The organism is Epibacterium sp. Ofav1-8, from assembly GCF_022348185.1.
Classification (GTDB): domain Bacteria; phylum Pseudomonadota; class Alphaproteobacteria; order Rhodobacterales; family Rhodobacteraceae; genus Epibacterium.
In genome coordinates, this window is the sequence record NZ_JAKRFD010000005.1 from 282534 (window position 1) to 308794 (window position 26261).

21 protein-coding genes are annotated in these 26261 nt (G+C 62.2%); 16 read left to right on the forward strand and 5 right to left on the reverse strand.

Translation table 11 applies throughout. The annotated features are described in order from the left end of the window. Positions 1 to 167: 167 nt before the first annotated feature. From secA to MHM97_RS10580, 5 genes are all read left to right on the forward strand, one after another. Positions 168 to 2867: a preprotein translocase subunit SecA gene (gene secA / locus MHM97_RS10560; RefSeq protein ID WP_239322328.1), complete on the forward strand. Its 2700-nt coding sequence runs from the start codon at positions 168 to 170 to the stop codon at positions 2865 to 2867. A 133-nt stretch (positions 2868 to 3000) separates the two neighbouring features. After that, the gene (locus MHM97_RS10565; protein ID WP_239322329.1) at positions 3001 to 3903 is read left to right on the forward strand and encodes a hypothetical protein; all 903 of its coding nucleotides are present in this window, start codon (positions 3001 to 3003) and stop codon (positions 3901 to 3903) included. Positions 3904 to 3926: 23 nt separating this feature from the next. Further along, the gene (locus MHM97_RS10570) at positions 3927 to 5480 is read left to right on the forward strand and encodes a phosphate ABC transporter substrate-binding/OmpA family protein (RefSeq protein ID WP_239322330.1); all 1554 of its coding nucleotides are present in this window, start codon (positions 3927 to 3929) and stop codon (positions 5478 to 5480) included. Beyond that, positions 5480 to 6784: an SDR family oxidoreductase gene (locus MHM97_RS10575; RefSeq protein ID WP_239322331.1), complete on the forward strand. Its 1305-nt coding sequence runs from the start codon at positions 5480 to 5482 to the stop codon at positions 6782 to 6784. The genes MHM97_RS10570 and MHM97_RS10575 overlap by 1 nt, the downstream gene beginning before the upstream one ends. Next, a complete protein-coding gene (locus MHM97_RS10580; protein ID WP_239322332.1) occupies positions 6781 to 7248 on the forward strand; it encodes a DUF2269 family protein in 468 nt (155 codons plus the stop codon). Before MHM97_RS10575 ends, MHM97_RS10580 begins: the two co-directional genes overlap by 4 nt. Before the next feature lie 51 nt (positions 7249 to 7299). Here the strand turns inward: MHM97_RS10580 and MHM97_RS10585 are convergent, their stop codons facing one another. Together MHM97_RS10585 and MHM97_RS10590 are read right to left on the reverse strand one after the other, a co-directional pair. After that, positions 7300 to 8358, reverse strand: coding sequence for an ABC transporter ATP-binding protein (locus tag MHM97_RS10585; RefSeq protein WP_239322333.1), 1059 nt, complete (start codon positions 8356 to 8358; stop codon positions 7300 to 7302). A 52-nt stretch (positions 8359 to 8410) separates the two neighbouring features. Next, a complete protein-coding gene (locus MHM97_RS10590) occupies positions 8411 to 9202 on the reverse strand; it encodes an IclR family transcriptional regulator (RefSeq protein WP_239322334.1) in 792 nt (263 codons plus the stop codon). Positions 9203 to 9342: 140 nt separating this feature from the next. On the opposite strand from MHM97_RS10590, the gene MHM97_RS10595 reads away from it, so the two are divergent. The 10 genes from MHM97_RS10595 (at position 9343) to MHM97_RS10640 (ending at position 21358) form a co-directional block, all read left to right on the forward strand. Beyond that, positions 9343 to 10596, forward strand: coding sequence for an ABC transporter substrate-binding protein (locus tag MHM97_RS10595; protein ID WP_239322335.1), 1254 nt, complete (start codon positions 9343 to 9345; stop codon positions 10594 to 10596). 144 nt (positions 10597 to 10740) lie between these two features. Next, on the forward strand, positions 10741 to 11664 hold the full coding sequence (locus MHM97_RS10600) for a carbohydrate ABC transporter permease (RefSeq protein ID WP_239322336.1): 924 nt from the start codon (positions 10741 to 10743) through the stop codon (positions 11662 to 11664). Then, positions 11664 to 12512 carry a carbohydrate ABC transporter permease gene (locus MHM97_RS10605; RefSeq protein ID WP_239322337.1) on the forward strand — a complete coding sequence of 283 codons (849 nt, stop codon included), beginning with the start codon at positions 11664 to 11666 and terminating at the stop codon, positions 12510 to 12512. Before MHM97_RS10600 ends, MHM97_RS10605 begins: the two co-directional genes overlap by 1 nt. Then, entirely contained in the window at positions 12509 to 14575 is a 2067-nt protein-coding gene (locus MHM97_RS10610) for an alpha-galactosidase (RefSeq protein WP_239322338.1), read from the forward strand. Before MHM97_RS10605 ends, MHM97_RS10610 begins: the two co-directional genes overlap by 4 nt. Next, on the forward strand, positions 14572 to 16287 hold the full coding sequence (locus MHM97_RS10615; protein ID WP_239322339.1) for an IlvD/Edd family dehydratase: 1716 nt from the start codon (positions 14572 to 14574) through the stop codon (positions 16285 to 16287). The genes MHM97_RS10610 and MHM97_RS10615 overlap by 4 nt, the downstream gene beginning before the upstream one ends. A gap of 1 nt (position 16288) precedes the next feature. Continuing rightward, positions 16289 to 17059, forward strand: coding sequence for an SDR family NAD(P)-dependent oxidoreductase (locus MHM97_RS10620; protein ID WP_239322340.1), 771 nt, complete (start codon positions 16289 to 16291; stop codon positions 17057 to 17059). Next, entirely contained in the window at positions 17056 to 17970 is a 915-nt protein-coding gene (locus MHM97_RS10625) for a 2-dehydro-3-deoxygalactonokinase (RefSeq protein ID WP_239322341.1), read from the forward strand. Before MHM97_RS10620 ends, MHM97_RS10625 begins: the two co-directional genes overlap by 4 nt. A gap of 10 nt (positions 17971 to 17980) precedes the next feature. Next, positions 17981 to 18586, forward strand: coding sequence for a 2-dehydro-3-deoxy-6-phosphogalactonate aldolase (locus MHM97_RS10630; RefSeq protein WP_239322342.1), 606 nt, complete (start codon positions 17981 to 17983; stop codon positions 18584 to 18586). Continuing rightward, on the forward strand, positions 18583 to 19431 hold the full coding sequence (locus MHM97_RS10635) for an SMP-30/gluconolactonase/LRE family protein (protein WP_239322343.1): 849 nt from the start codon (positions 18583 to 18585) through the stop codon (positions 19429 to 19431). The genes MHM97_RS10630 and MHM97_RS10635 overlap by 4 nt, the downstream gene beginning before the upstream one ends. A gap of 7 nt (positions 19432 to 19438) precedes the next feature. After that, entirely contained in the window at positions 19439 to 21358 is a 1920-nt protein-coding gene (locus tag MHM97_RS10640; protein ID WP_239322344.1) for a beta-galactosidase, read from the forward strand. Between the two features lie 19 nt (positions 21359 to 21377). Here MHM97_RS10640 and radC read toward each other — a convergent pair whose 3' ends face one another. The 3 genes from radC to dnaK all read right to left on the reverse strand — a co-directional run bounded on the left by radC (position 21378) and on the right by dnaK (position 25444). Next, on the reverse strand, positions 21378 to 22148 hold the full coding sequence (gene radC, locus MHM97_RS10645) for a RadC family protein (protein ID WP_239322345.1): 771 nt from the start codon (positions 22146 to 22148) through the stop codon (positions 21378 to 21380). Between the two features lie 136 nt (positions 22149 to 22284). Further along, positions 22285 to 23436, reverse strand: coding sequence for a molecular chaperone DnaJ (dnaJ, locus tag MHM97_RS10650; RefSeq protein WP_239322346.1), 1152 nt, complete (start codon positions 23434 to 23436; stop codon positions 22285 to 22287). A 76-nt stretch (positions 23437 to 23512) separates the two neighbouring features. Continuing rightward, positions 23513 to 25444, reverse strand: a complete 1932-nt coding sequence (gene dnaK / locus MHM97_RS10655) for a molecular chaperone DnaK (RefSeq protein WP_239322347.1) — start codon at positions 25442 to 25444, stop codon at positions 23513 to 23515. A 207-nt stretch (positions 25445 to 25651) separates the two neighbouring features. On the opposite strand from dnaK, the gene MHM97_RS10660 reads away from it, so the two are divergent. Beyond that, positions 25652 to 26254 (forward strand): alpha-ketoglutarate-dependent dioxygenase AlkB family protein, encoded by a 603-nt coding sequence (locus MHM97_RS10660; protein ID WP_239322348.1) that lies wholly within the window; start codon positions 25652 to 25654, stop codon positions 26252 to 26254. Positions 26255 to 26261 lie beyond the last annotated feature (7 nt).

Consider the following 26261-nt stretch of genomic DNA (forward strand, 5'->3'; position numbering starts at 1 on the left):
CTATATTCCTGCCACGGAGGGTCGTGGCGTTGACACTTATTTTCCTGCCCCTTACATCGCCATAGGGCCTGCGGCAGGACCGTCTTTCCACCTTTGTTTATGGGTTGCGAACACGGCGGGCAAGCCTGCCGCAAAACAAGGCCGTGAACAGGACTTTTGGAGCGCACATGCTGGGTATCGGAACTCTCGCCAAAAAGGTCTTCGGCACGCCGAACGACCGCAAAATCAAGGCGACACGGCCGCTGATTGCAAAAATCAACGCGCTGGAGCCGGAGTTCGAGGCGTTGAGTGACCAGGGGCTGAAGGACAAGACCGAGGACCTGCGCAAGCGGGCTCTTGCCGGTGAGAGCCTTGATGCGCTCCTGCCCGAAGCCTTTGCCAATGTGCGCGAGGCCGCACGCCGCGCTCTGGGGCTGCGGGCCTTCGACACGCAGCTGATGGGCGGCACCTTCCTGCATCAGGGCAATATCTCCGAGATGAAGACTGGTGAAGGCAAGACGCTGGTCGCGACCTTCCCGGCCTATCTGAACGCGCTCACCGGCAAGGGTGTGCATGTGGTCACGGTGAACGAATACCTCGCCAAGCGTGACAGTGAATGGATGGGCAAGGTGTTCGAGGCGCTGGGGATGACCACCGGCGTGATCTATTCGAACCAGCCCGAGGCGGAGAAGATGGCCGCCTACGAATGCGATGTCACCTATGCCACCAACAACGAGCTGGGCTTTGACTATCTGCGCGACAACATGAAGCCCTCGCTGGATCAGGTGTTCCAGAAGCAGCACAATTTCGCGATCGTCGACGAGGTCGACTCGATCCTGATCGATGAGGCGCGGACGCCGCTGATCATTTCCGGCCCGGCCGAGGATCGCTCGGAGCTTTATGAGACCATCGACACGCTGATTCCGACGCTGGATGAAGATCACTACGAGATCGACGAAAAGACCCGCGGCGTGACCTTTACCGACGAGGGCAACGAGTTCCTCGAACAGTCGCTGCAACAGGCGGGTCTGCTTGAAGAGGGCGCCAGCCTCTATGATCCCGAGAGCACCACGGTGGTGCATCACGTGAACCAGGCGCTGCGTGCGCACAAGCTGTTCCAGCGCGACAAGGACTACATCGTGCGGGACGGCAATGTAGTGCTGATCGACGAATTCACCGGTCGGATGATGCCGGGCCGGCGTCTCTCAGAGGGGCTGCATCAGGCGATCGAGGCCAAGGAAGGCGCTCAGATCCAGCCTGAGAACACGACCCTGGCCTCGGTCACGTTCCAGAACTACTTCCGCCTCTATGACAAGCTGTCCGGCATGACCGGCACTGCGATGACCGAGGCGGAGGAATTTGCGGAGATCTACGGTCTCGGTGTGGTCGAGGTTCCGACCAACCGGCCGATCGCCCGCGTGGATGAGGATGATCAGGTCTATCGCACCGCTGGCGAAAAATACGCAGCGATGATTGCGGAGGCGAAGGTCGCCCATGCAAAGGGGCAGCCGGTTCTGCTGGGCACCACGTCGATCGAGAAATCCGAACTGCTGAGCCACCTGCTGCAACAGGAAGGCATTGAACACAATGTTCTGAACGCACGCCATCACGAGCAAGAAGCCAAGATCGTCGCTGATGCTGGGCGTTATGGTGCGGTCACCATCGCCACCAACATGGCGGGGCGCGGCACCGATATTCAGCTGGGCGGCAACGTCGACCTGAAGGTGATGGAGGCGCTGGAGGCCAATCCGGAAGCGGATCCGGCGGCGTTGCGCGCGGAAGAAGAAGCCAAACACGCCGAAGAGAAGCAGAAGGTTCTCGACGCTGGCGGTCTTTTTGTCATGGCCTCAGAACGCCACGAGAGCCGCCGCATCGACAACCAGCTGCGGGGCCGGTCCGGTCGTCAGGGCGACCCGGGGCGCACCCGATTCTACCTCAGCCTCGAAGACGACCTGATGCGCATCTTCGGCTCCGAACGGCTGGAGAAACTGCTCTCCGGGCTCGGCATGCAAGAGGGCGAGGCGATCGTGCACCCCTGGGTGAACAAATCGCTGGAACGTGCGCAGGCCAAGGTCGAAGGTCGCAACTTCGACATGCGCAAGAACGTGCTGAAGTTCGACGACGTGATGAACGACCAGCGCAAGGTGGTCTTTGCCCAGCGTCGTGAAATCATGGCCTCGGAGGACACCCACGAGATCGTGACGGATATGCGTCACGAGGTGATCGACGATCTGATCGATATCTACATGCCGCCCAAGACCTATGCCGACCAATGGGATACCAAAGGGCTGCAGGAGGACGTCAAGGACAAGCTGAGCATTGACGTGCCCGTGGCCGACTGGGCCGCAGAAGAAGGCGTGGATGACGAGCAGATCCGTGAACGCTTGATCGAGGCGTCTGACAAGCTGATGGCCGAGAAGGTCGATGCCTTCGGTGAGGAGGGGATGAGCAACATCGAAAAGCAGGTGTTGTTGCAGACCATCGATGCCAAATGGCGCGAACATCTGCTGACGCTGGAGCACCTGCGCTCTGTGGTCGGGTTCCGGGGCTATGCGCAGCGCGATCCGCTCAACGAATACAAGAACGAGAGCTTCCAGCTGTTCGAATCCATGCTCGATTCGCTGCGCGAAACCGTGACACAGCAACTGTCCCGGGTGCGCCCGCTGAGCGAAGAAGAGCAGCGTGAGATGATGATGCAGATGGCGGCCCGCCAGTCTGCCATGCAACAGGCTGCGGCCCCGGCTTCCGCCGCGGCAGACCCCGTGGAAGAACCGCTTGCGGGCTTTGTCGAGGATGACCCCTCGACCTGGGGCAACCCCTCGCGCAACGACAAATGCCCCTGCGGGTCGGGCAAGAAGTTCAAACACTGCCACGGCCGCCTGGGCTGACGCAGACGATCGCGACAAGCGACGATTTCATTAAAGACTGTGGCAATCGCCGATATTCCTCCCGGCCCCTGCCACAGTCTGGCCTCCTTCGAGAGATACGAATCCTTAACCTTTTGGGGTAAGGAGAGTGGTTATGGGTACACGAGTGACAGTGCTGATTGTGGCGGCCACGGTCAGCTGCGCATTGGGCACAGGGTTGTACATGCAAAAGCGCGCCGATGACATGCGCGGCCCTGGACCCGTCGCGGTTTCGGCCCCAGGCACACTGCCCAGCGAACCGGACACCGGAAAGCTGGTGTTGCAGGATCTCACTTTTACCTCGGCCGCGCCCGTTGTGCGCCCCTCTCGGCCCGATGCGGGCGCGGTGACGGATCCGGCTGCGGGATGTCCCGCGGATATGACGGTGACCCCTGCCAAAGATGCCTTCCTGCAAGTCGAAATTGACGCACCGTGCCATGCGGGGGAGCGGTTCACCCTGCATCACAGCGGTCTGATGATCACCGAATCCCTGTCACCTGCCGGAACGTACTCCGGCCAGGTGCCTGCCATGGCGGCGCATTCCGTGGTGCTGGCGGATTTTGCAACCGGGCGCGATCTGGAGGCGAGCGCGCGGGTTGTGGATTTTGACCGCGTCGAACGTGTTGCGCTGCAATGGCAGGGACACAGCGGGCTTGAGCTGCATGCGCTTGAATTTGGTGCCACCTATGGCGAAGAGGGTCATGTCTGGGCCGGGTCCGAACCCGGTCGGGGCGCGGGCTCCGTCGAGCTGTTGGGCGACCCCGATCAGATTGCCCCCCATCTGCTGCAGGTCTACACCCTGCCGCAGAGCGCGGCTCTTGGCGATTCTGACGTCTCCGTCGAAGCGGAGATTACCGCGATGAATTGTGATCGCACGATCTCTGCCCAACTGGTGGAACGCCGCGGGGACCACCTGCGGACACGGGATCTGACCCTGAACATGCCAGACTGTTCTGCGGTTGGTGATTTTCTGGTGTTGAATAATCTCGTCGAAAGCTTGAAAATCGCCGCCAACTGACGGCGACGACACCAGGATTTCTCATGAGCTATTTTCGTGCGGCGATTTGCGCCGCACTCTGTTTGTTCGGCGCAGGCGTCCCGGTTGCAGGCCAGGATGTGACACTGTCCTCGCCCGATGGCGCGATCGAGGTCACCGGCGACCTGCTGGGGTTCGATGGCGAGTTCTATCGAGTCGACACCCAGTTCGGGGAACTGACGGTTGATGGCTCCGGCGTCCATTGTGATGGGCCCGGCTGTCCCAGCCTGTCGGATTTTGTGGCCGAGATCACCCTGTCGGGATCCTCGACCATGGCCGAAGTGCTGTTGCCCGCGCTGGTGGAGGGGTTTGCCCTGCGCAACGGGTTTCAAACCACGCGGGAGCAGATCGATTCACGCCAGTTTGAATACACCCTGTTGCGTGACAGTGATCCGGCCGCCCGTTTCGTGTTCCTGGTGAGCAACACCAACGAGGGGTTTGCCGATCTTCTGGCAGATCAGACCGACATCGTCATGGCGTTGCGCGAAATCCGGGATGCCGAGCGCCGCCTCGCGCAGGACGCGGGCATGGGCGATATGACATTGTCCAATCGCGCGCGGGTGCTGGCGCTGGACGCGATGGTGCCGATCGTGTCACGCACCAACCCCGTGCGCCGGATTTCGTTGCCGCAACTGGCTGACGTCTATGCCGGCAAGCTCACCAACTGGAAGCAGCTCGGCGGAGCGGATGCGCCAATTTCGATGCATCTGACAGTCGAAGGCTCCGGTCTGGCGGAGGCCGTCGAAGACCGCCTGCTGGCCCCGGCGGGGCTGGAGCTGTCGCGCGCCATCCGGCGGCATGATCGTGGCAGCTCGTTGGTGCGGACCGTGGCCACGGATCCGTTTGCGATTGGCATTGCCAGCTATGCCGAAACCGGAACGGCACGGATGCTGACCCTGACCGGGTCCTGCGGCTTCTCGCTGAGTGCCGGGCGCCGTATGATAAAAACAGAGGACTACCCGCTCACGGCGCCGATGTTCCTCTATCTTCCGGCCCGGAGATTGCCCCGGGTGGCCCGCGATTTTCTGACCTATGTCCGCGGGCCGGCAGCGCAGGCGGTGATCCGGCGGGCCGGGTTTGTGGATCAGGCCGCGGAACGGATCCCGATGGCGGCACAGGGGGAACGTCTGGGCAATGCGATCAAGGCGGCAGGAGAGGACATTGGCCTCGACGCGCTGCAAAGCCTGATCCGGGGGCTCGACAAATTGCAGCGGTTGACACTGACCTTCCGGTTCGAGGCCGGATCGTCGCGACCGGACGCGCAATCCCGCAGCAATATCGACCTGCTCGCGCGCGAGATCGAGGCCGGTATTTATGATAACAAGCGATTGGTGTTTGTCGGATTCTCCGATGGGGAGGGCCCTGCCGAGGGAAATCTGGCGATTGCGCTGAAGCGGGCGGAGGCCGTGCGGCATGCGGTCGAGGCCGCGGCGGAAACGGCCAATCTGGACCGGCTGCGCATTGAGACCCAGGCCTATGGCGAAACGCTTCCGATCGCCTGCGATGACAGCGGTTGGGGCCGACAGGTCAATCGGCGGGTGGAGATCTGGGTGGAGTAATGTCGCAGCAACGCCGTGCCCTTGTCCTTGGTGCGTACGGGTTGATTGGTGCAGCCTGTGTGCGGGCGCTCGACAATGCCGGTTTCGAGGTCGTTGGTATGGGGCGTTCTGCTGCATCGGCGCAGGCGGCAAACCTGCCCGTGCAATGGGAGATCTGCGACATAACCACGCTCACCGTCGCACAATGGCAAGAGATGCTGCGAGACGTGGATGTGGTGGTAAACGCGGCAGGGGCGCTGCAGGATGGGGCGCGGGACAACCTGGAGGCCATCCATGTAACCGCTATCGCCAACCTGACCGAAGCAATCGGCGATCTGCCGGTGCGGCTGGTGCAGATTTCGGCGGCGGGCGTGTCCGAGACTGCCCCGACAGCGTTCTTTCGCAGCAAGGCGCGCGGCGACGCACTGGTGTCCGACCGGCTGTCGGATTGGGTGATTTTGCGGCCGACGCTGGTTCTGGCGCGCGAGGCTTATGGGGGAACGGCATTGTTGCGTGCGATCGCTTCGATCCCCTTGGTCCAGCCGCAGGTGCTGGCGGATGCGCCGGTTCAAACCGTTGCCCTCGATGATGTTGCAGAGGCGGTCGTGCGTGCCGCGACCGGGGATATTCCTGCGCGAACAACCGCGACACTGACCGAAGCGGGCGTGCAGAGCTTTTCGGAGCTCACGTCTCAGGTGCGCGCCTGGCTCGGGCTTCCGCCTGCGCGCTGGAGGCCGGTCGTGCCGGGCTGGATGATCCGATTGAGCAGCTGCGGTGCGGATCTTCTTGGCCACTTGGGCTGGCGGTCTCCGCTTCGACGCAGCGCGTTGCGCAGTCTTGAGGCGGGCATTCGCGGGGACCCAGGATCCTGGATCGCGGCCGGAGGAGGGCCGTGCCGATCTCTTGCGGATACCCTCAAGGCGCAGCCGGCGACGCGACAGGATCGGATGTTTGCCCGGGTCTACCTGCTGCTGCCCCTGGCAATCGCCACCTTGTCGCTGTTCTGGATTCTCTCCGGGATCATCCCGTTCTTTGACTATGCAGGAACGGTGTCGATCCTGACCGAGCGGGGTGCCGCCCCTTGGGCAAGTACCCTGGCCGTGATCGGCGGCGCTGTACTGGACATTGTGTTGGGCGCTGCAGTCCTTTGGCGTCCGTGGGTCAGGCGGGCGGCGCTTGGAATGGTTGCCCTGTCGCTCAGCTATCTGTTGGGGAGCGTCGTGGCGGCCCCGGATCTGTGGCTCGATCCCGTGGGTCCGATGATAAAGGTGTTTCCGGGAATGGTGCTGGCGGGCTTTGTCTGGCTGGTCGTGGAGGCGCGATGACCTACGAGATCCTGCTGTTTCTGCATGTCATCGGGGCGATGGTTCTGCTGGGAACCGGCGCAGGCATCGCCTTTTTCATGGTGGTTTCACATCACAGCCGCGACCCAGCGCTGATTGCCCATGTGGCGGGTATCGTGGTGCTTGCGGATACGCTGTTCACCGCAACGGCTGCCGTGGCGCAGCCGATCACGGGCTATCTGCTGGCACAAGAGGTCGGATGGGCGTTGACCGAAGGCTGGGTTGCCCTGTCGCTGGCGTTGTATCTGGTGGTCGGCGCGTTCTGGCTGCCTGTGGTGTGGATGCAGATCCGGATGCGGAACCTGGCGCGACAGGCGCGGGAGGCCGGCGCGGCGCTCCCGGAGGCGTATTTTCGCCTCTATCGCTGGTGGTTCGCCTGTGGCTTTCCCGCGTTTGCAGCGGTGCTGGCCATTCTGTGGCTGATGCTGACAAAGCCCGCCCTCTAGCCACCGTCCAATCCTGTCCCGTGTTGTGTCCTGTTGGTCCCGACCCGGGCGTCAGCGCAATCGCGCTTCGCTGCTGGCGTCAAACAGGAACACATCCGTGTCGTCGAAATCGAGGGCAACTGCAGCCCCTTCCTCGAGCGAGTCCTCGCCGCGTGTTTCGACGATAATCTTGGCGCCATCGGCGCAGATCAGATGGTCATAAGCCACCGCACCAAGGCGCTCTCGCAGATCAAGCATCGCGGTGTGACCTGCCGAGACCGCGATATTCTGGGGGCGCAGCCCGACGATGACCGGCGTGCCCTCCGCTGGCAATGCAACCTCGGTTGAGATCTTGCGTCCGTCAAACGCGGGGACGGTCACCTTGCCATCCTGAACGGTGCCGGTGACAAAATTCATGCTCGGGGAGCCGATGAAACCGGCGACAAACTTGTTGTCGGGATCCTTGTAGAGGTCCATCGGCGTGCCGACCTGCTCCACCCGCCCGGCGCGCAGCACGACGATTTTGTCCGCGAGCGTCATCGCTTCGACCTGGTCGTGGGTGACATAGACCATGGTGGCGCCGATTTCCTTGTGCAGGCGCGCGATCTCCACGCGCATGTCGACGCGCAACTCGGCATCCAGGTTCGACAGGGGTTCGTCGAACAGAAAAACCTCCGGCCCGCGCACGATCGCGCGACCGATCGCAACCCGTTGCCGCTGGCCGCCCGACAGGGCTTTGGGTTTGCGGGACAGATAGTCGTCCAGCTTGAGGATACGGGAGGCTTCGGCGACCTTCTCCTTGATGTCCGCCTTTGGGTGGCCGGTCATCTTGAGGCCGAATCCCATGTTCTCCTCGACGGTCATATGCGGGTAGAGGGCGTAGGACTGGAACACCATGGCCACCCCCCGCTCTGCGGCATCGACATGGGTGACGTCGCGCGTGCCGATGTGGATTTGTCCGGCGGTGGTTTCTTCAAGGCCGGCCACCATGCGCAGAAGCGTGGACTTGCCGCAGCCAGACGGCCCGACAAAGACACAGAACTCGCCGTCCTCAATCTGGAGGTTCACATCAAAGATGGTCTGGATTTCGCCGTATTTCTTTACGGCATTGGTCAGCGTGACGCCGGTCATGATCGTGATCCTTTCTGCGGCGCGGGGTCCTTGCCCGCTGCGCCGGTCCTCCTCAGGTGGGGAACTGCCAGCTCTCGGCAGCCTCCGCGATGTCATTGGCGGTTTTCAGCAGCAGCGGGCGAAAGGCGTCGAGCCCCTCAAGAGATTGCCGCTGGGTGGATGATGTGATCGACAGGGCGCCCATGACCCGGCCCTTGGTGGACAGGATGGGGGCGGCGATGCAGATGATCCCGGGTTCATGTTCTTCGCGGTCGAACGCCACGCCATCGGTCCGGATCCGGTCCAGCTCGGCGCGAAAGGCGTTTTCACTCGCCAGAGTGTGGGGCGTGTGTTGGACATAGGCCTGCCGGCGGATCGCATCATCACGGGCGGTTCCGTCCAGATGCGCAATCATCGCCTTGCCAACGCCGGTACAGAATCCCGGACCAACCTTGCCCGCCTGGCTGAACATCTCGATCGGGGTGCGGGCGTTGCGCTTGTCGACATAGAGCACCTGCCCCTGATCCAGCTGGGCCAGGTGGATCGTCTCGCCAACCTCGATCGAAAGCGCGTCCAGGTGATCGCGGGCGACCGGGGCCAGCGAACTTTGCCGCCAGGCGGCATGGGCCAGCCGTACCAGGCGCAGGCCCGGTGCATAGGTTTGCTGTTCGTCGTCAAAACACAGCATGCCCTGATTCGTCAGGGTTTGCAGGAGGCGGTACAGCGTTGCCTTGGGGTGGCGCGACGCGGCCAATAGCTCGGCAAAGCGCACGGGGCGTCCGTACTCGGCAACCCGGTCCAGAATTTCCAAGGCTTTTCCGACTGTTCCGTCGTTGCCGCGCTGCGGCGTGTCCGGCGTTGCCATTGTTGTCCTCCCTGACGTCCCGCCGCCCGGAGGCGAAGAGACTGTTGACATTCATAGACAGTATCATTCATGGTTTCAATAGTTGGAAACTGGTTCCATTATGTGAAACCAAACGCCAGCCGTCAATATGGGAGGACATCATGAACTTGCTGAAGGGAACGGTCGCGGGTATCGCAATGACCGTCGGTCTGGCTGCATCTGCACAGGCCTCGGAGTTGAGCGGGACGCTCAAGATTTTTTCGGATATGTCGAATCCGGCGCCACGCGCCGTGATCGAGCAGCTGGCGGAAGATTTTGATGCCATGCACCCCGATCTCTCGGTCGAGCTGACCGTGATCGATCGCGAAGCCTACAAGACCCAAATTCGCAACTTCCTCACCGCCAATGCCCCGGATGTGGCCAACTGGTATGCGGCGAACCGGATGCGTCCCTATGTGTCGGCTGGCCTGTTCGAGGATGTCTCGGACCTGTGGGCCGAGCCTGAAATCGCCGAGAATCTTGCGTCGACCAAAGGCGCCATGACCATCGACGGCAAGCAATGGGGCGTGCCCTATACCTATTATCAATGGGGCGTCTACTACCGCGAAGACATCTACAACGAACTGGGTCTGAAGGAGCCGACGGACTGGGAGAGCTTCAAGGCAAACTGCCAGAAGATCCTCGATTCGGGTCGCAAGTGCTTTACGATCGGGTCGAAATTCCTTTGGACCGCCGGGGGATGGTTCGACTACCTCAACATGCGCACCAATGGATACGATTTCCACATGGCACTGACCAACGGGGAAATTCCGTGGACCGATGAGCGGGTGCAACAGACCTTTGCCAACTGGCGCGAGCTGATCGACATGGGGGCGTTCATCGACAACCACCAGTCCTACAGCTGGCAAGAAGCGCTGCCGTTCATGGTCAATGGTGAGGCCGCAGCCTATCTGATGGGCAACTTTGCCGTCGCGCCGCTGCGCGAGGCCGGGCTGGGTGAAGATCAGATCGATTTCTATCAGTTCCCGGCGATCAACCCGGATGTCGAGATGGCCGAAGACGCGCCCACCGACACCTTCCACATCCCGGCGGGGGCGCAGAACAAGGACGCAGCGCGCGAATTCCTGCGCTATGTCGTGTCCGCAGATGTGCAGACTGACATCAACAGCGGCGATAAACTGGGCCAGTTGCCGGTCAACGCGTCCTCGTCGGTGGATGATGACGAGATGCTGACCCAGGGCTTTGAACTGCTGTCTTCCAACAGCCCCGGTGGCATCGCGCAGTTCTTCGACCGCGACGCCCCGGCCGAGATGGCATCGGTTGCGATGGAAGGGTTCCAGGAGTTCATGGTGTTCCCGGACAATCTGGACGACATCCTGAACCGCCTCGAGAAGGCCCGTCAGCGGGTCTACTGATCCAAAGCGATCGGGCGGGAACACTCCCGCCCGATACCGTGGATGGGCAGCGCGCAATGCCGCTGCCAGAGATCCAATCACCTCTTTCGCCTGTCCCGCCGTCTGTGACCGAAGGCGGGTGGAAAGTACCCCGGGAGACCTCCTATGGCTGACACAGCCTTGCCGCTCACAGATCGTGCCCCCGGTTGGATTCGACGCAACCGGCAGGCCCTTGCACCGTTCCTGTTCCTGTTGCCGGGCACGTTGTTCTTCTTGTTCTACGTGATCTTTCCGATCCTCCAGAGCTTCAACCTCTCCTTCTATCGCTGGGATGGACTGGGAGAGCCGCTTTATGTGGGCATGGAAAACTACGTGGAGCTGATGGACGATCGCGCGTTTGAGGTCTCCTTGTGGAACAATCTGAAATGGCTGCTCCTGTACCTTCTGGCGATCCCCGCCGGCCTGGCGATCGCGTTGTTCCTCAATCAGAATGTCGTTGGTATCCGGCTCTACAAGTCGTTGTTCTTCTTTCCATTTGTCATCAGCCAGGTTGTCGTCGGCCTGGTGTTCAGCTGGTTTTATGATCCAACCTTTGGCTTGCTGAACCAGATCCTCGGTTTCTTTGGCTTTGGCACGCTGAACGTTCTTGGCGACCCCAGCCTTGTGACCTACGGGATCATTCTTGCCGGTCTTTGGCCGCAGACTGCCTATTGTATGATCCTCTACCTGACGGGGCTGAATGCGGTGGACCCGGAGCAGGTGGAGGCTGCGCGCCTTGATGGGGCCAAGGGCATGAAGATGCTGTGGTATGTGATCATTCCCCAGCTGCGGCCCGCGACCTTTATTGCCTTTGTGGTGACGATCATCGGCGCGCTGCGTTCCTTTGACCTGATCTCCATCATGACCAACGGCGGACCGTTTGGATCGTCGCGGGTGCTGTCGTTCTACATGTTTGAAAAAGCGCTGTCGGAATACGGCTTCCGCATGGGCTATGGCGCGGCGATTGCCGTGGTGCTGTTCCTGATCATGCTGTGCTTTATCGCCTATTTCCTGTGGTCGATGTACCAAGAAGAGAAAGGGGGCCGCTGATGTTCCCGCGTCCGATCCAGAAATCCTCGCCCGCCTGGGCCGCCACCTATCAGGCCATGGTGCCGATGGCGCTGGTGCTGTGGCTGCTGCCGCTGATCGCGGTCGCCGTGTTCTCCATCAAGCCGGATGTGGATTTCACCACCGGCAACTACTGGGGCTGGCCCTCGGCGTTCAAAGGGTTCGAGAACTACGGAAAGGTGTTCTTTGCCTCCGACATGCCGCGCTATCTGATGAACTCGGTGCTGATCACGGTGCCGACGGTGATCGGGGCGGTGGCGCTGTCCTGCATGACGGGTTTTGCGCTGGGCGTGTATAAGTTCCGTGGCAACCTGTTGTTGTTCTTCATGTTTGTGGCGGGGAACTTCGTGCCCTTTCAGATCCTGATGGTTCCGGTGCGCGACCTGACGCTGGATCTGGGTCTTTATAATACCAAGACCGGGCTGGTGCTGTTCCACGTTGCCTTTCAGACCGGGTTCTGCACGCTGTTCATGCGCAATTTCATTCGCGCCCTGCCGTTCGAGTTGATCGAAGCGGCGCGCGTCGAAGGCGTCGCGGAGTGGCGGATCTTCTGGTTTGTGGTGCTGCCGCTGATGAAGCCCGCGATTGCCGCGCTGTCGGTGCTGATCTTCACCTTCATCTGGAATGACTATTTCTGGGCGGTGGTGCTGACGCAGGGGGCTGAAAGCCAGCCGGTGACGGCGGGGATCACCTCTTTCAACGCGCAATATCGCGCGGCCTATCACCTGATGAGTGCCGGCTCGATCGTGGCGGCGCTGCCGCCGGTGGCGATGTTCTTCCTGATGCAGCGGCATTTCATCGCCGGTCTGACCCTCGGGGCGGTGAAATGAGCGACGATCTGCACCTCTGGCGGATCGATGCGCCGGGTCAAACGCTGGTGCTGTCGTCTGACGGCGGTCTTCCCGGCGCGCTCTACTGGGGGCCTGCGCTGCTGCCGGAGACGGACCTGGCCGCACTGGCCCGCGCCTGCGAACAGGAGGTGACCGGCGGGATGATTGATCGGCTGCCGCCGCTGTCGCTGTGTCCAGAGGCGTCACTGTCGTTTGAGGGGCAGCCGGGTCTGGTGGCCTACCGCGATGGGGCGCCGCTCCATCCGCGGTTCCGTCTGGAAGACACCAACGGGGCGCAATTCACCTGCCGGGATCGCGATCTTGGGCTGACGCTGTTCTTTGATTTCGAGGTAAGGGGCGAGACAATTGCCGCCTCGACCACGCTGATCTCGGATCGGGAGGTCACCCTGCACCACCTTGCCGCGCCGGTTTTGCCGGGGCCGCAGATGGGACATGAGATCGTCGATGTCTCCGGCCGCTGGATCGGGGAGTTCCAGATCGAACGTGCACCATGGCGGGCGGGGATCCACACGCGCGAGGCGCGCACGGGGCGCTCCGGCCATGAGCATCCGCCCTTGGCCTATTTTCCCGAAGCCGGCGCCAGCAATACCCAAGGCACTGTCTTTTCCATGCACTACGGCTGGTCCGGTGGGCATGTGATGCTCGCCGAAGAGCTGCCCTCCGGGCGGCGGCAGATCCAATGGGGCCATGCGACGGGGACCCGTGCGGCGGGTACCAAATTCCGCACCGCGCCGCTGTATCTGGCGGTGTCGCAGGCAGGCTTCAACGGCTGTGCCGTCGCCTTTCAACGTCTGCTACGCGATCATGTGGTTGTCTGGCCCAAGCCCGAAACCCCACGCCCGGTGCACTACAATTGCTGGGAGGCGGTCTATTTCAATCATGATTTCGCTGTCCTGAGCGAGATCGCAGAGCGGGCGGCCAAGCTTGGTGCGGAACGTTTTGTGCTGGATGATGGCTGGTTCGGGAGACGCGATGACGACACGTCGTCGTTGGGCGATTGGGACATTGATCGGCGGAAATGGCCCGAGGGGCTGACGCCGCTGATCGACCACGTGGAACGCCTGGGCATGACCTTCGGCCTGTGGGTGGAGCCGGAGATGGTGAACCTTGACAGTGACTTGGCGCGGGCGCATCCGGACTGGCTCCTCGGCCCGGCGGATCAGATTGAGGGGCGCCAACAGCGGGTGCTGGACCTGTCGCGCGACGACGTGCGGGCGCATCTGTTCCGGAAGCTGTCGACGATTCTGAGCGAGAACCGGATCGACTACCTGAAATGGGACCATAACCGCCTGCTGCCGATCGCCAATGCGGCTCAGGCAGAGGGTGTCTACGCGTTGCTGCGGGATCTGCGCACGGCGTTTCCGGAGGTTGAAATCGAGAGCTGCGCCTCGGGCGGGGGGCGGATCGATGCAGGTATCCTGAGCCTCACGCAGCGGGTTTGGCTCTCGGACAGCAACGACGCATTGGAACGCTTGCGGATCCAGCATGATGCGGCGCTGTTCCTGCCGATACCCGTGACGGGATCGCATGTCGGCCCGCGGATCTGCCATACCTCGGGACGGAGCATCGACATGCCGATGCGCGCCTGGGTCGCGGCCCAGCGGCACATGGGGTTCGAGATGAACCCCCGCGAACTGACAGAGGCGGAGGCCGAGGTGCTGACCCGCGTGACGGCTTGGTGGAAGCACAATCGCCATTGGCGGATGGGTGCGGACATTCTGCGCCTCGATAGTGCGGATGACACTGTGATCGCGGAACAGCAGCGGGCGGCCGATGGCAGCCGCTTTGTGGTCTTTGCCGGCAAGGCGCGGACCTCGCATCAGATCATGCCGCGCCCGCTGCGCCTGACTGGTCTCGATCCCCAAGCGCTTTACCGGATCGACCTCGTGAACCGGGAGGAGCTGCACCACCTGTCGCGCGGGCGCACCGCATTGAAGGGGGGACCGCTCACGCTCAGCGGTCAGATCCTGATGCAACAGGGGCTGACCCTTCCCTGGCAATTTCCTGAAACGATCTGGGTGATCGAAGGAGAAAAACTATGACCAAAGACCGTCGCAGCCGTGGCTGGTATGGCAAGCTGGACAAGGACGGCTTTATTCACCGGTCCTGGATGAAAAACCAGGGCTTTCCCGATCATGCCTTTGACGGGCGGCCGATCATCGGAATCTGCAATACGTGGTCCGAACTGACACCCTGCAACTCCGGTCTGCGGGACCTTGCCGAAGGGGTGAAGCGCGGCGTCTGGGAAGCCGGTGGCTTTCCTGTCGAATTCCCGGTGATGTCGCTGGGCGAAACCCAGATGAAGCCGACGGCGATGTTGTTCCGCAACCTTCTGGCGATGGACGTCGAAGAATCGATCCGCGCCTATGGGATCGACGGTGTGGTGCTGCTCGGCGGCTGCGACAAGACCACGCCGGGTCAGTTGATGGGCGCAGCCTCCGTCGACCTGCCCGCGATCGTTGTTTCCTCGGGGCCGATGCTGAATGGCAAATACCGTGGTCAGGACATCGGGTCCGGCACCGACGTCTGGAAATTCTCCGAAGCGGTGCGCGCGGGCGAGATGACGCTGAAGGACTTCATGAACGCCGAGTCGGGCATGAGCCGCTCCAAAGGGGTCTGCATGACCATGGGCACGGCCTCGACCATGGCGTCTCTGGTCGAGGCGATGGGAATGTCGCTGCCCACAAACGCGGCACTGCCAGCGGTGGATGCCCGTCGCATGGCGCTGGCGCATCTGACGGGCAAGCGCATCGTCGAGATGGTCGATGAGGACCTGAAACCTTCGGACGTGCTGACCAAACAGGCCTTCGAGAACGCCATTCTTGCCAATGCCGCGGTTGGCGGCTCCACCAATGCGGTGGTGCATCTGCTGGCGCTGGCCGGTCGGGTTGGCGTGGAACTGGACCTGAAGGATTTCGAGATCGGCTCCGAGATTCCGCTGCTGGTGAATTGCATGCCCTCCGGCACATACCTGATGGAGGATTTCTGCTACGCGGGGGGCATGCCCGTGGTGCTGAAGCAGCTGCAGGACAAGGGCCACTTGAGATCCTCACAGACCGTTCTTGGTGGTGATATCACCACCTACGCCGACGGGGCGGAGTGTTTCAACGACGATGTCATCCGCAGTTTCGATGCGCCGGTGAAACCTGCTGCCGGTTTGCGGGTACTGCGGGGCAACCTGGCGCCGAACGGGGCCATCGTGAAACCCTCGGCGGCCTCCGATCACCTGCTGGAACACGAAGGCGAGGCCTATGTGTTCGAGAGCATCGAGGACATGAAAGCCAATATCGACCGCGAGGATTTGCCGGTGACGGCGGATAGCATTCTGGTGCTCAAGGGCTGCGGACCAAAGGGCTATCCTGGGATGCCGGAAGTGGGCAACATGCCGATCCCACGCAAATTGGTGACCCAGGGGGTGAAGGATATGATCCGGGTGTCGGACGCGCGCATGTCCGGCACCGCCTTTGGCACCGTGATCCTGCATGTCTCGCCCGAGGCGCAGGCGGGGGGACCGCTTGCGCTGGTCAAGACCGGCGACCGCATCCGGGTTTCGGCCACCAAGGGCGAATTGGAGCTTCTGATCTCGGTCGAGGAAATGGACGCGCGCCGCGCCGCATGGCAGCCGGATGCGCCGCACTACACCCGCGGCTACGCAAAACTTTATATCGATCACGTCCTTCAGGCCGATCAGGGCGCGGATCTGGATTTCCTGGTGGGCAAGGACACCCGCCCGGTAACGAGGGAGAGCCACTGACATGGATCTGAACGCAACTTTTCACGATCTGGAGGGCGCCTCCGTCTTCATCACTGGCGGTGGGTCCGGTATCGGCGCGGCCCTGACCGAGGGATTTCTGCGGCAAGGGGCCAGGGTGGCCTTTGTCGGGCGATCCGACGCAAGTGAGTTTGTCGAGCGGATGGCCGCCGAGACCGGAACCCGACCGCTGTTCATTCAGTGTGACATCACCGATATTTCGGCGCTTCAGGCCGCGATTGCCCAGGCGGCAGACGCGCATGGCCCCGTTGGCATCCTGGTGAACAATGCGGCCAACGACCAACGCCACGCGACCTTGGACGTCGATGAGGCGTTCTGGGACTGGTCGCAGGCGGTGAACCTCAAGGCCTATTTCTTTGCCTGCCAGGCAGTGGTGCCGGGGATGCAACAGCTCGGCGGCGGGGCTATCGTGAACTTCACCTCGATCAGCTACATGATGGGCAACAGCGGGTATCCCGCCTACACGACCGCAAACTCCGGCATCAATGGCATGACTCGCAGCCTTGCGCGCGAATTCGGACCTGATCGCATCCGCGTCAACGCGCTCGCACCTGGATGGGTCCTGACTGAAAAGCAGCTCGACAAATGGGCGACGCCCGAGGGGCTGGCGGCTCATCTCGAACGCCAGTGTCTCAAGGATCACCTCGCGCCACAGGACATCGTCGAGTCGACGCTCTTTCTGGCATCGAAGTCCAGCCGCATGATCTCCGGTCAGGCGCTGGTGGTCGATGGCGGTGTCGTGGTGTCCGGATGACGGATCACACCAATATCAGCGCCGCCTGGGTCGCTGTGGACTGGGGCACCTCTCATCTGCGTCTGTGGCCCATGGGGGAGAACGGTCGCCCCCTGCGCCGCATCGACTCTGACAAGGGTATGGCGAGTCTGGCGCGTGAAGACTATGAAAAGACCCTATTGGTCTTGTTAGAGCCTTATATCGAGTCTGGACGGACGCTGAATGTCCTCTGTTGCGGCATGGTTGGCTCGCGCCAGGGATGGTGCGAGGCCCCCTATCTCCAAGCCCCCTGCGCGCCGCCGGGGTTTGACACCGCAACCCGCGTTGAGACATCCGATCCGCGGATCGAGGTGCATGTCCTGTCGGGGGTGAAACAGCTTCATCCCGCCGACGTCATGCGTGGGGAAGAGACACAGATTGCGGGGGTCCTGGCGCTGTCTCCCGGCCTGTCGGGCGTGATCTGCCTGCCCGGGACCCACACCAAATGGGTTCTGGTCGAGGATGGCGAAATCAGACAATTCTCGACCTTTCTGACGGGCGAGCTGTTTCAGCTGCTCAGTGCATCCTCTGTTCTGCGCCATACTCTGGCGAAGGACAGCTGGAATAGCGCCGCATTTGAGGCCGGATGCCGTGCCGGCAGCCAGTCACCGCAGCTGCTTGGCAATCTGTTGTTTGGTCTGCGCGCCGAAGCGCTGCTGACCGATCTCGACCCGGTGGAGGCCAGGTCCCGGGCATCGGGGCTGCTGCTGGGTCTCGAAGTCTCGGGCATGCGTCCCCTCTGGCAGGGGAAGACCACGATTCTGGTGGGTGAAAGCGACATCGCGCAGGCCTATGCCACAGCGCTGGCGATCGAGAACGCCGAGGCACGGGTGCTCGACGCCGAGCAGGTCACGCTTGCCGGATTGGGCGCTGCACGCGCGCAAATGACATGAGGAACAGACCATGAGCCGCAACATCATCGCAATCCTGCGCGGACTGACGCCGGAAGAAGCGCTCCCGGTAACGGATGCCCTGCTGGAGGCGGGCATCACCCAGATCGAGGTGCCGCTCAACTCGCCCGATCCCTTCGACAGCATCGCGCGGATGGTCGCCTATACCACCGGCCACGCCCAGGTCGGCGCGGGCACTGTCCTGGACCGTGCCGATGTTCTGCGGTTGCAGGAGATCGGGGCGAAGCTGGTGGTGTCGCCCGATTGCAATCCGGATGTGATTGCCGCCACAAAGGCGGCCGGGATGCTGTCCTTTCCAGGAGTGTTTACACCGACCGAAGCCTTCAGCGCCCTGCGCGCCGGTGCGGATGGCCTGAAATTCTTCCCGGCCTTCAAGCTGGGGATTGATGGCTTTGCGGCGGTCAAGGCCGTCTTGCCCACACAGACGCAAACCTTTGCCGTCGGTGGTGTCGGGCCGGAGAATTTTGCCGACTGGAAAGCCGCCGGGATCACCGGGTTCGGGATCGGGTCCAACCTCTACAAACCCGGGCGGAGCATTGCCGACATCGCCGCCAGAGCCCGGGACATGGTCTCGGCCTATGATGCGGTGTCGGTATGACGGTGGCGGAGGTCTTCAGTTCCCACCGGTGTACTTTGGGGGAAGGGCCGCTCTGGCACCCGGAACGGCAGCAACTGTTCTGGTTCGATATCTTGGGCAAGCGTCTCATTACTGTCGAGGACACCGAGGACCGTATCTGGCAGTTCGAGGAATGTGTGTCGGCGGCGGGCTGGCTGGACCACGATGCCTTGCTGATCGCCAGTGAAACCGGGCTCTGGCGTTTTGACCTGCGTTCGCAAGAGCGCGATCTGATCTGTGCGCTGGAGGCCGACAATCCGCTGACCCGGTCCAACGACGGCCGGGCTGACCCTTGGGGCGGCTTTTGGATTGGGACCATGGGGTTCAATGCAGAACCGGGCGCAGGGGCGATCTATCGCTTCTATCGCGGGGAGCTGCGCAAGCTGGTGCCGCATGTGACGATCTCGAATGCGATCTGCTTTGCCCCGGATGCAAGCTGCGCCTATTACGCAGACACCAAGGCGGGGCGCATCATGCGTCAGCCTCTGGCTGCGGCGGACGGCTGGCCGGAGGGTGAGCCGGATGTCTTCGTTGATGCCAGCGGGGAAGATTTCGGAGTTGATGGGGCCGTCGTGGACAGGTCTGGACACCTCTGGAACGCGCAGTGGGGTGCTGGCCGCGTGGCCTGTTATAGTCCCGAAGGCGCCTTGTTAGAGACTGTTCAGGTGTCGACACCTCAATGCTCCTGTCCGGCCTTTGGCGGCGCAGACCTGTCGACCCTCTTTATCACGACGGCGGCCGAAGGGGTGGACGACCCAAACGCCGGCCAGACCTATTGTGCCCTGACGGGCGCAATCGGTCAGTATGAACACAAGGTCATTTTGTGAGGATGACATGAAGCGAAGCCTGGGCACCTGCTACTATCCCGAACACTGGCCCGAGGAGATATGGACCCAAGACGCGAAGCGCATGGCTGACATGGGGCTCAGCTGGGTGCGCATCGGGGAATTTTCCTGGGCAAAACTGGAACCATCGCCCGGCCAGTTGCAGTGGGACTGGCTCGACCGCGCCATTGACGTGCTGGGCCGGCATGGGCTGCGGGTTGTGCTGGGCACGCCGACGGCCACGCCACCGCGCTGGATGGCGGACCGGTATCCGGACATGTTTGCGGTTGATGCTGACGGGCATCCGCGTGGGTTCGGTTCCCGCCGCCATTATTGTTTCAGCCACAGAGGGTATTTTGCCGAAAGCCAGCGGATCACCCGACTGATGGCAGAGCGCTATGGCGCCAATCCCCATGTGGCGGCGTGGCAGACCGACAATGAGTACGGATGTCACGACACCACCCTGAGTTATTCCGAAGCGGCGCGGGTAGCGTTTCGGGACTGGCTGCGGGATCGGTTCGACGGGGACATATCCGCGTTGAACGCTGCCTGGGGCAATGTCTTCTGGTCGATGGACTACCGTGACTTTTCCGACATCGGATTGCCCAATCTCACCGTTACGGAACCCAATCCGGCACATGTGCTGGCCTTCAAGCGGTTCAGTTCGGATCTGGTTGTTGCCTTCAATCGGGCGCAGGTCGAGATCATCAAGCAGTTCTCGGACGCGCCGATATCGCATAACTACATGGGGCGTATTACGGATTTCGACCATTTCAAGCTGGGCGAGGATCTGGAAATCGCGACATGGGACAGCTATCCGCTGGGCTTTCTCGAAGATCGCGTTGGCGCGACACCGCAGGAGCAACGCGCCTATGCGCGGCAGGGAGATCCGGATTTTCAGGCCTTGCATCATGACCTCTATCGCGCCGTGGGGCGCGGCCGTTGGTGGGTGATGGAGCAGCAACCGGGGCCTGTGAACTGGGCGCCCTATAACCCTGCGCCTCTGCCCGGCATGGTCCGGCTCTGGTCCTGGGAAGCCTTTGCACATGGCGCAGAGGCCGTGTGCTACTTTCGCTGGCGACAAGCGCCCTTTGCCCAGGAGCAGATGCATGCTGGTCTCCTGCGTCCGGACAGCGAGGAGGCGCCGGCGGCTGCCGAAGCCCGTCAGGTGGCAGAGGAGATTCAAACCGCGCCGATGGTTCAGCCTGCGCAGGCCCCCGTCGCCCTCCTGTTCGACTATGATGCGGACTGGGCGTGGTCGACGCAGCCACATGGCGCCGGGCTGAGCTATTTTGGCCTGGTCCTTGATCACTACAAGGCGTTGCGCCGCGCAGGGTTGAGCATCGACATATTGCCCGCGACCGCGCGGGAGTTCGGCGGTTATGATCTGATCCTTGCGCCGGGTTTGATGCATATGCCCGAAGATCTGAAAGCTGCTCTGGCGGATTGCGAAGGTGACGTGCTCTACGGGCCGCGCACCGGGGCACGGGATGCGCATTTCAACATTCCGACCGCGCCTCTGCCCCCCGCCTTGCCGGGGCTGGATGTCATCGTGTCGAGGGTGGAGAGCTTGCGTCCGGATATGCCTGTGCCGCTGGCTGTGGGCGGCGCCGCCACGCGGTATCTGGAGGAACTGGAAGGCGATGCGGAGGTCCTTCTGTGCACCGCCGCCGGGGCGCCGGTGGTGATGCGCAACGGAGAGCAGATCTACTGCGGAGGATGGCTCGATGCAGAAGCTCTGGATCGCCTGATTGCCCAGGTCGGGGCGGCGGCGGGTCTGACCATGCGACGCCTGCCGGACGGGGTGCGCACCCGCCGCACCGCAACGGAGGAGTTCTGGTTCAACCATACGGCGGCGCCGGTTGAGACGGAGGTTGGGCTTCTGCCCGCGGCAGGTGTTGTGCGCCGCGCCCTTGAGGCTGGGGAATGACAGGGTTCCGCGCCGGGGCTCAGCACAGCAGGCCCTCGGCGCGAAAGGACAGCTCCTGCGAGGCGCCGATGATGAGGTGATCGTGCAGGGTGACGCCCAGGGCCTCAAGCGCGGCCTCCACCTTGCGGGTCATGGCAATATCCGACTGCGATGGCGTGGGGTCGCCGGAGGGGTGGTTGTGGACCAGGATCAGGGCGCTGGAATTGAGTTCCAGCGCCCGTTTTGCAACTTCGCGCGGATAGACCGGCACGTGGTCGACCGTGCCGCGCGCCTGCTCCTCATCGGCGATCAGAGCGTTTTTGCGGTCGAGGTAGAGCACCCGGAACTGTTCGGTTTCGCGATGGGCCATGGCGGTGTGGCAATAGTCCAGAAGCGCGTCCCAACTGGAGATCACCTGTCGCTGCATCACCCGGGCGCGGGCCATGCGCTGGGCGGCAGCTTCCAGGATCTTGAGGTCGCAGATCACCGCTTGGCCGACGCCCTGTACGTCGCCGAGACGTTCGGGGGAGGCGGTGATTACACGGTTGAAGTCGCCGAAGTGGTCCAGAAGCTGGCGCGCCAGTGGTTTTACATCCTGGCGCGGGATGGACCGGAACAGGATCAACTCCAGAAGCTCGTAATCGGGAATGGCGGTGGCGCCCCCGGCCATGAAACGCGCCCGCAGGCGGGAGCGGTGGTCCTTGATATAGGAAGGAAGGCGCCCCCCCTGCGGCAGCGTGGCGGCGAGGGGGGCATCGCGCTCCTCAAAGAGAGGCAGCATCTGTTCTTCGAAACGACCCGATTTTCCCATGTCGCTAGGGTGCGGGCATCTTGGTTAGTGAGGTGTTAACGTGTGGTGGCGAAACCGTAAGGCTACCAAAAAGAAAAACGCCCCGAAGGGCGTTTTACAGGTTGAGACGGGCTTGCGCCCGTCGGGTGGACCAAGATCAGCCCTTCATGCCATCCCAGAAGCTTTTGACCGATGAGAAGAAGCTGCGGGTTTCAGGGTTGGTGTTTTCCTCTGAAATCTCGTCAAACTCCTTCAGGATCTCCTTCTGGCGCGCGGTGAGGTTCACGGGGGTTTCCACCGCGAGTTCGATGAACATGTCACCGGTGCCGCCGCCGCGGAGCGCCGGCATCCCCTTGCCGCGCAGGCGCATTTGGCGACCGGACTGGCTGCCCTCCGGGATTTGCACGCGGCCCCGGCCACCGTCGATGGTCGGAACCTCGATCGCCCCGCCCAAAGCCGCTTTGGCCATGGAGACCGGAACCCGGCAATGCAGGTTGTTGCCTTCGCGTTCAAACAGCTCGTGCCGCGTGACCTCGATAAAGATATAGAGATCGCCCGGGGGACCACCGCGCAGGCCGGCCTCACCTTCGCCGGCAAGACGAATGCGGGTGCCGGTTTCCACGCCAGCCGGGATGTTCACCGACAGCGAGCGATCCTTTTCCACCCGGCCATGGCCGTGGCAGACCTTGCAGGGGTTCTTGATGATCTGACCCAGGCCCGAACAGGTCGGGCAGGTGCGTTCAACGGTGAAGAAGCCCTGCTGCGCACGCACCTTGCCCATGCCGGAGCAGGTCGGGCAGGTGGTCGGTTCGACCCCGCCTTCGGCACCGGTGCCCTCGCAGGCGGTACAGCTGACGGAGGTTGGCACATTGATGGTCTTGTGCAGGCCGGAGAAGGCCTCCTCAAGCGACAGGCGCAGATTGTAGCGCAGATCGGCGCCCCGGGTGGCGCGCTGACGCCCGCCACCACCGCGTCCGCCGCCCATGAAGTCGCCGAAGAGGTCATCAAAAACATCCGAGAAGGCGGAGGAAAAGTCACCACCCGGATGGCCACCGCCGCGCGCACCACCGCCGCCCATGCCGTTTTCAAAGGCGGCATGGCCGTAGCGGTCATAGGCGGCCTTGCGCTCCGGGTCCTTCAGGACGTCATAGGCCTCGTTGGCTTCCTTGAACTGCGCTTCCGCATCCGGATTGTCGGTGTTGCGGTCCGGGTGCAGTTCCTTGGCTTTCTTGCGAAAGCCTTTCTTGATCTCGTCGGCGCTGGCCCCTTTAGAGACCCCGAGCACCTCGTAATAGTCACGTTTTGACATCGGAAAATCCCTTCTGCCTCAACGAAAGAGGGCCGGTCCGGGATCGGACCGGCCCACCTTTGGCCAAGGTGCAGCCTTAGCGCTTGTTGTCGTCCAGATCCTCGAACTCGGCATCCACGATGTCATCATCGCCGGGGCCTGCGGCCGACTCGTCGGCTGCAGCGGATGGATCCTCCGCCTCGCCACCTTCGTCAGCCTGCGCCTTGTAGATCGCTTCACCCAGACGCATCGCCGCTTCGGTGACGTTCTGAATGCCGGATTTGATCTTTTCGGCGTTGGCCTTGTCGCCTTCGAGGTCGTCCTTGAGCGCGGCGATTGCCAGTTCGATCGCCTCGATGGTGGACGGGTCCACCTTGTCGCCGTGATCCTCGATCGATTTCTCGGTCGAATGGATCAGGCTTTCGGCCTGGTTGCGCGCCTCGATCAGCTCGCGGCGCTCCTTGTCCGCCTCGGCGTTGTCCTCGGCGTCCTTGACCATCTTTTCGATGTCATCGTCCGACAGGCCGCCGGAAGCCTGGATGGTGATCTTCTGTTCCTTGCCGGTGCCTTTGTCCTTGGCGGACACGGAAACGATGCCGTTGGCGTCGATGTCGAAGGTCACTTCGATCTGCGGCATGCCGCGCGGCGCCGGCGGGATGTCCTCAAGGTTGAACTGACCAAGCATCTTGTTGTCCGATGCCATCTCGCGCTCACCCTGGAACACGCGAATGGTCACGGCGTTCTGGTTGTCCTCGGCGGTGGAGAAGACCTGGGACTTCTTCGTCGGGATGGTGGTGTTGCGGTCGATCAGGCGGGTGAACACGCCACCGAGGGTTTCGATGCCCAGGGACAGCGGGGTCACGTCGAGCAGGACAACGTCCTTCACGTCACCTTGCAGAACGCCGGCCTGAATGGCGGCACCCATGGCAACCACCTCATCAGGGTTCACACCCTTGTGCGGCTCCTTGCCGAAGAATTTGGTCACCTCTTCGATGACCTTGGGCATGCGGGTCATACCGCCGACCAGAACCACCTCGTCGATGTCCGAGGCGGAGAGACCGGCATCCTTCAGCGCGGCCTGGCAGGGCTTCATCGAGTTCTTGATCAGGTCGCCAACGAGGGTCTCCAGCTTCGCACGGGTCAGCTTCATCACCATGTGGAGAGGCTGGCCGGTGGACGAATCCATCGAGATGAACGGCTGGTTGATCTCGGTCTGGGACGAGGAGGACAGCTCGATCTTGGCTTTCTCGGCGGCCTCTTTCAGGCGCTGCAACGCCATCTTGTCCTTGGTGAGATCGACGCCATGCTCTTTTTTGAACTCATCCGCGAGGTAGTTCACGATGCGCATGTCGAAGTCTTCACCACCGAGGAAGGTGTCCCCGTTGGTGGATTTCACTTCGAACAGGCCGTCGTCGATTTCGAGGATGGTGACGTCGAAGGTACCACCACCAAGGTCATAGACCGCGATGGTCTGGGTGTCGGCCTTGTCGAGGCCATAGGCCAGCGCAGCCGCGGTCGGCTCGTTGATGATGCGCAGCACTTCGAGGCCCGCAATCTTGCCGGCGTCCTTGGTGGCCTGACGCTGAGCGTCGTTGAAGTAGGCCGGAACGGTAATGACCGCCTGGGTCACTTCATCGCCGAGATAGCTTTCGGCGGTTTCCTTCATCTTGCCGAGGATGAAGGCGGAAATCTGGGAGGGGGAGTATTTCTCGGTCTTGGCTTCCACCCAGGCGTCGCCGTTGCCGCCGTCGATCACGGCGAAGGGCAGGTTCTTCTTGTCCTTGGCGAGGTCACTGTCGTCGAACCGGCGACCGATGAGGCGCTTCACACCAAAAATGGTGTTGTCCGGGTTGGTCACGGCCTGGCGTTTTGCCGGCTGGCCAACAAGGCGCTCTTCATCGGTGAAGGCGACGATGGAAGGGGTGGTGCGTGCACCTTCTGCGTTCTCAATCACACGCGGCTGAGAGCCGTCCATGATGGCAACGCAGGAGTTGGTGGTACCGAGGTCGATCCCGATCACTTTGCTCATTGTGTTCGATCCCTTTTACTTCACAAGGCGATTACCCGAAGCCGAAACCCGTTTTGGCATTCCGGCCCCGATTCAGTTGCGGTAGGATCTGCATCCAACCGCTTCCCGGCGTATATAGGGAGCGAAAATCACCCCTGCAACCGCGTCATTGCCCCGTCATAGGCAATTCTGAGCGCTTTTGCGGCAAACAGAGTAAAGATTGGGTAAATGGCACGGCTGAAGGTGCGCGGATTCGAGATTCACAAGGGATTTCTGTCGGTGGAGGCGCAGCAGGCGCTGATTCACGCCCTGCGCCCGGTGTTGCGCGCCGCGCCCCTGTTTTCACCCGACGTGCCAGGGGGCGGACAGATGTCGGTGCGCATGACCTCGGCGGGGCGGTTTGGATGGTACAGCGACAAGAGCGGATACCGCTATATCGAGCAGCATCCGTCCGGACAGGCTTGGCCGGAAATTCCCTCCGATGTCCTGAGGGTCTGGACGGATCTGGTGGACCGGGACCGCATGCCGGATTGCTGTCTGTTCAACTACTACGGCGAGGGCGCGCGCATGGGGTTGCACCAGGACAAGGACGAGGCTGATTTCTCCTATCCCGTGGTGTCGATTTCCCTGGGAGATGACGGGCTGCTGCGCATGGGCGGGACCGCGCGCAAGGAAAAGACGGAATCGATCTGGCTGAACTCAGGCGATGTGGTGGTGATGGGCGGCGATGCGCGCCTTGCCTATCACGGGGTTGATCGCATCCGATTCCGCTCTTCCCGCTTGTTGCCAAAAGGCGGTCGGGTGAACCTCACGCTGCGGGTCGTCACCTGAGGGCGGG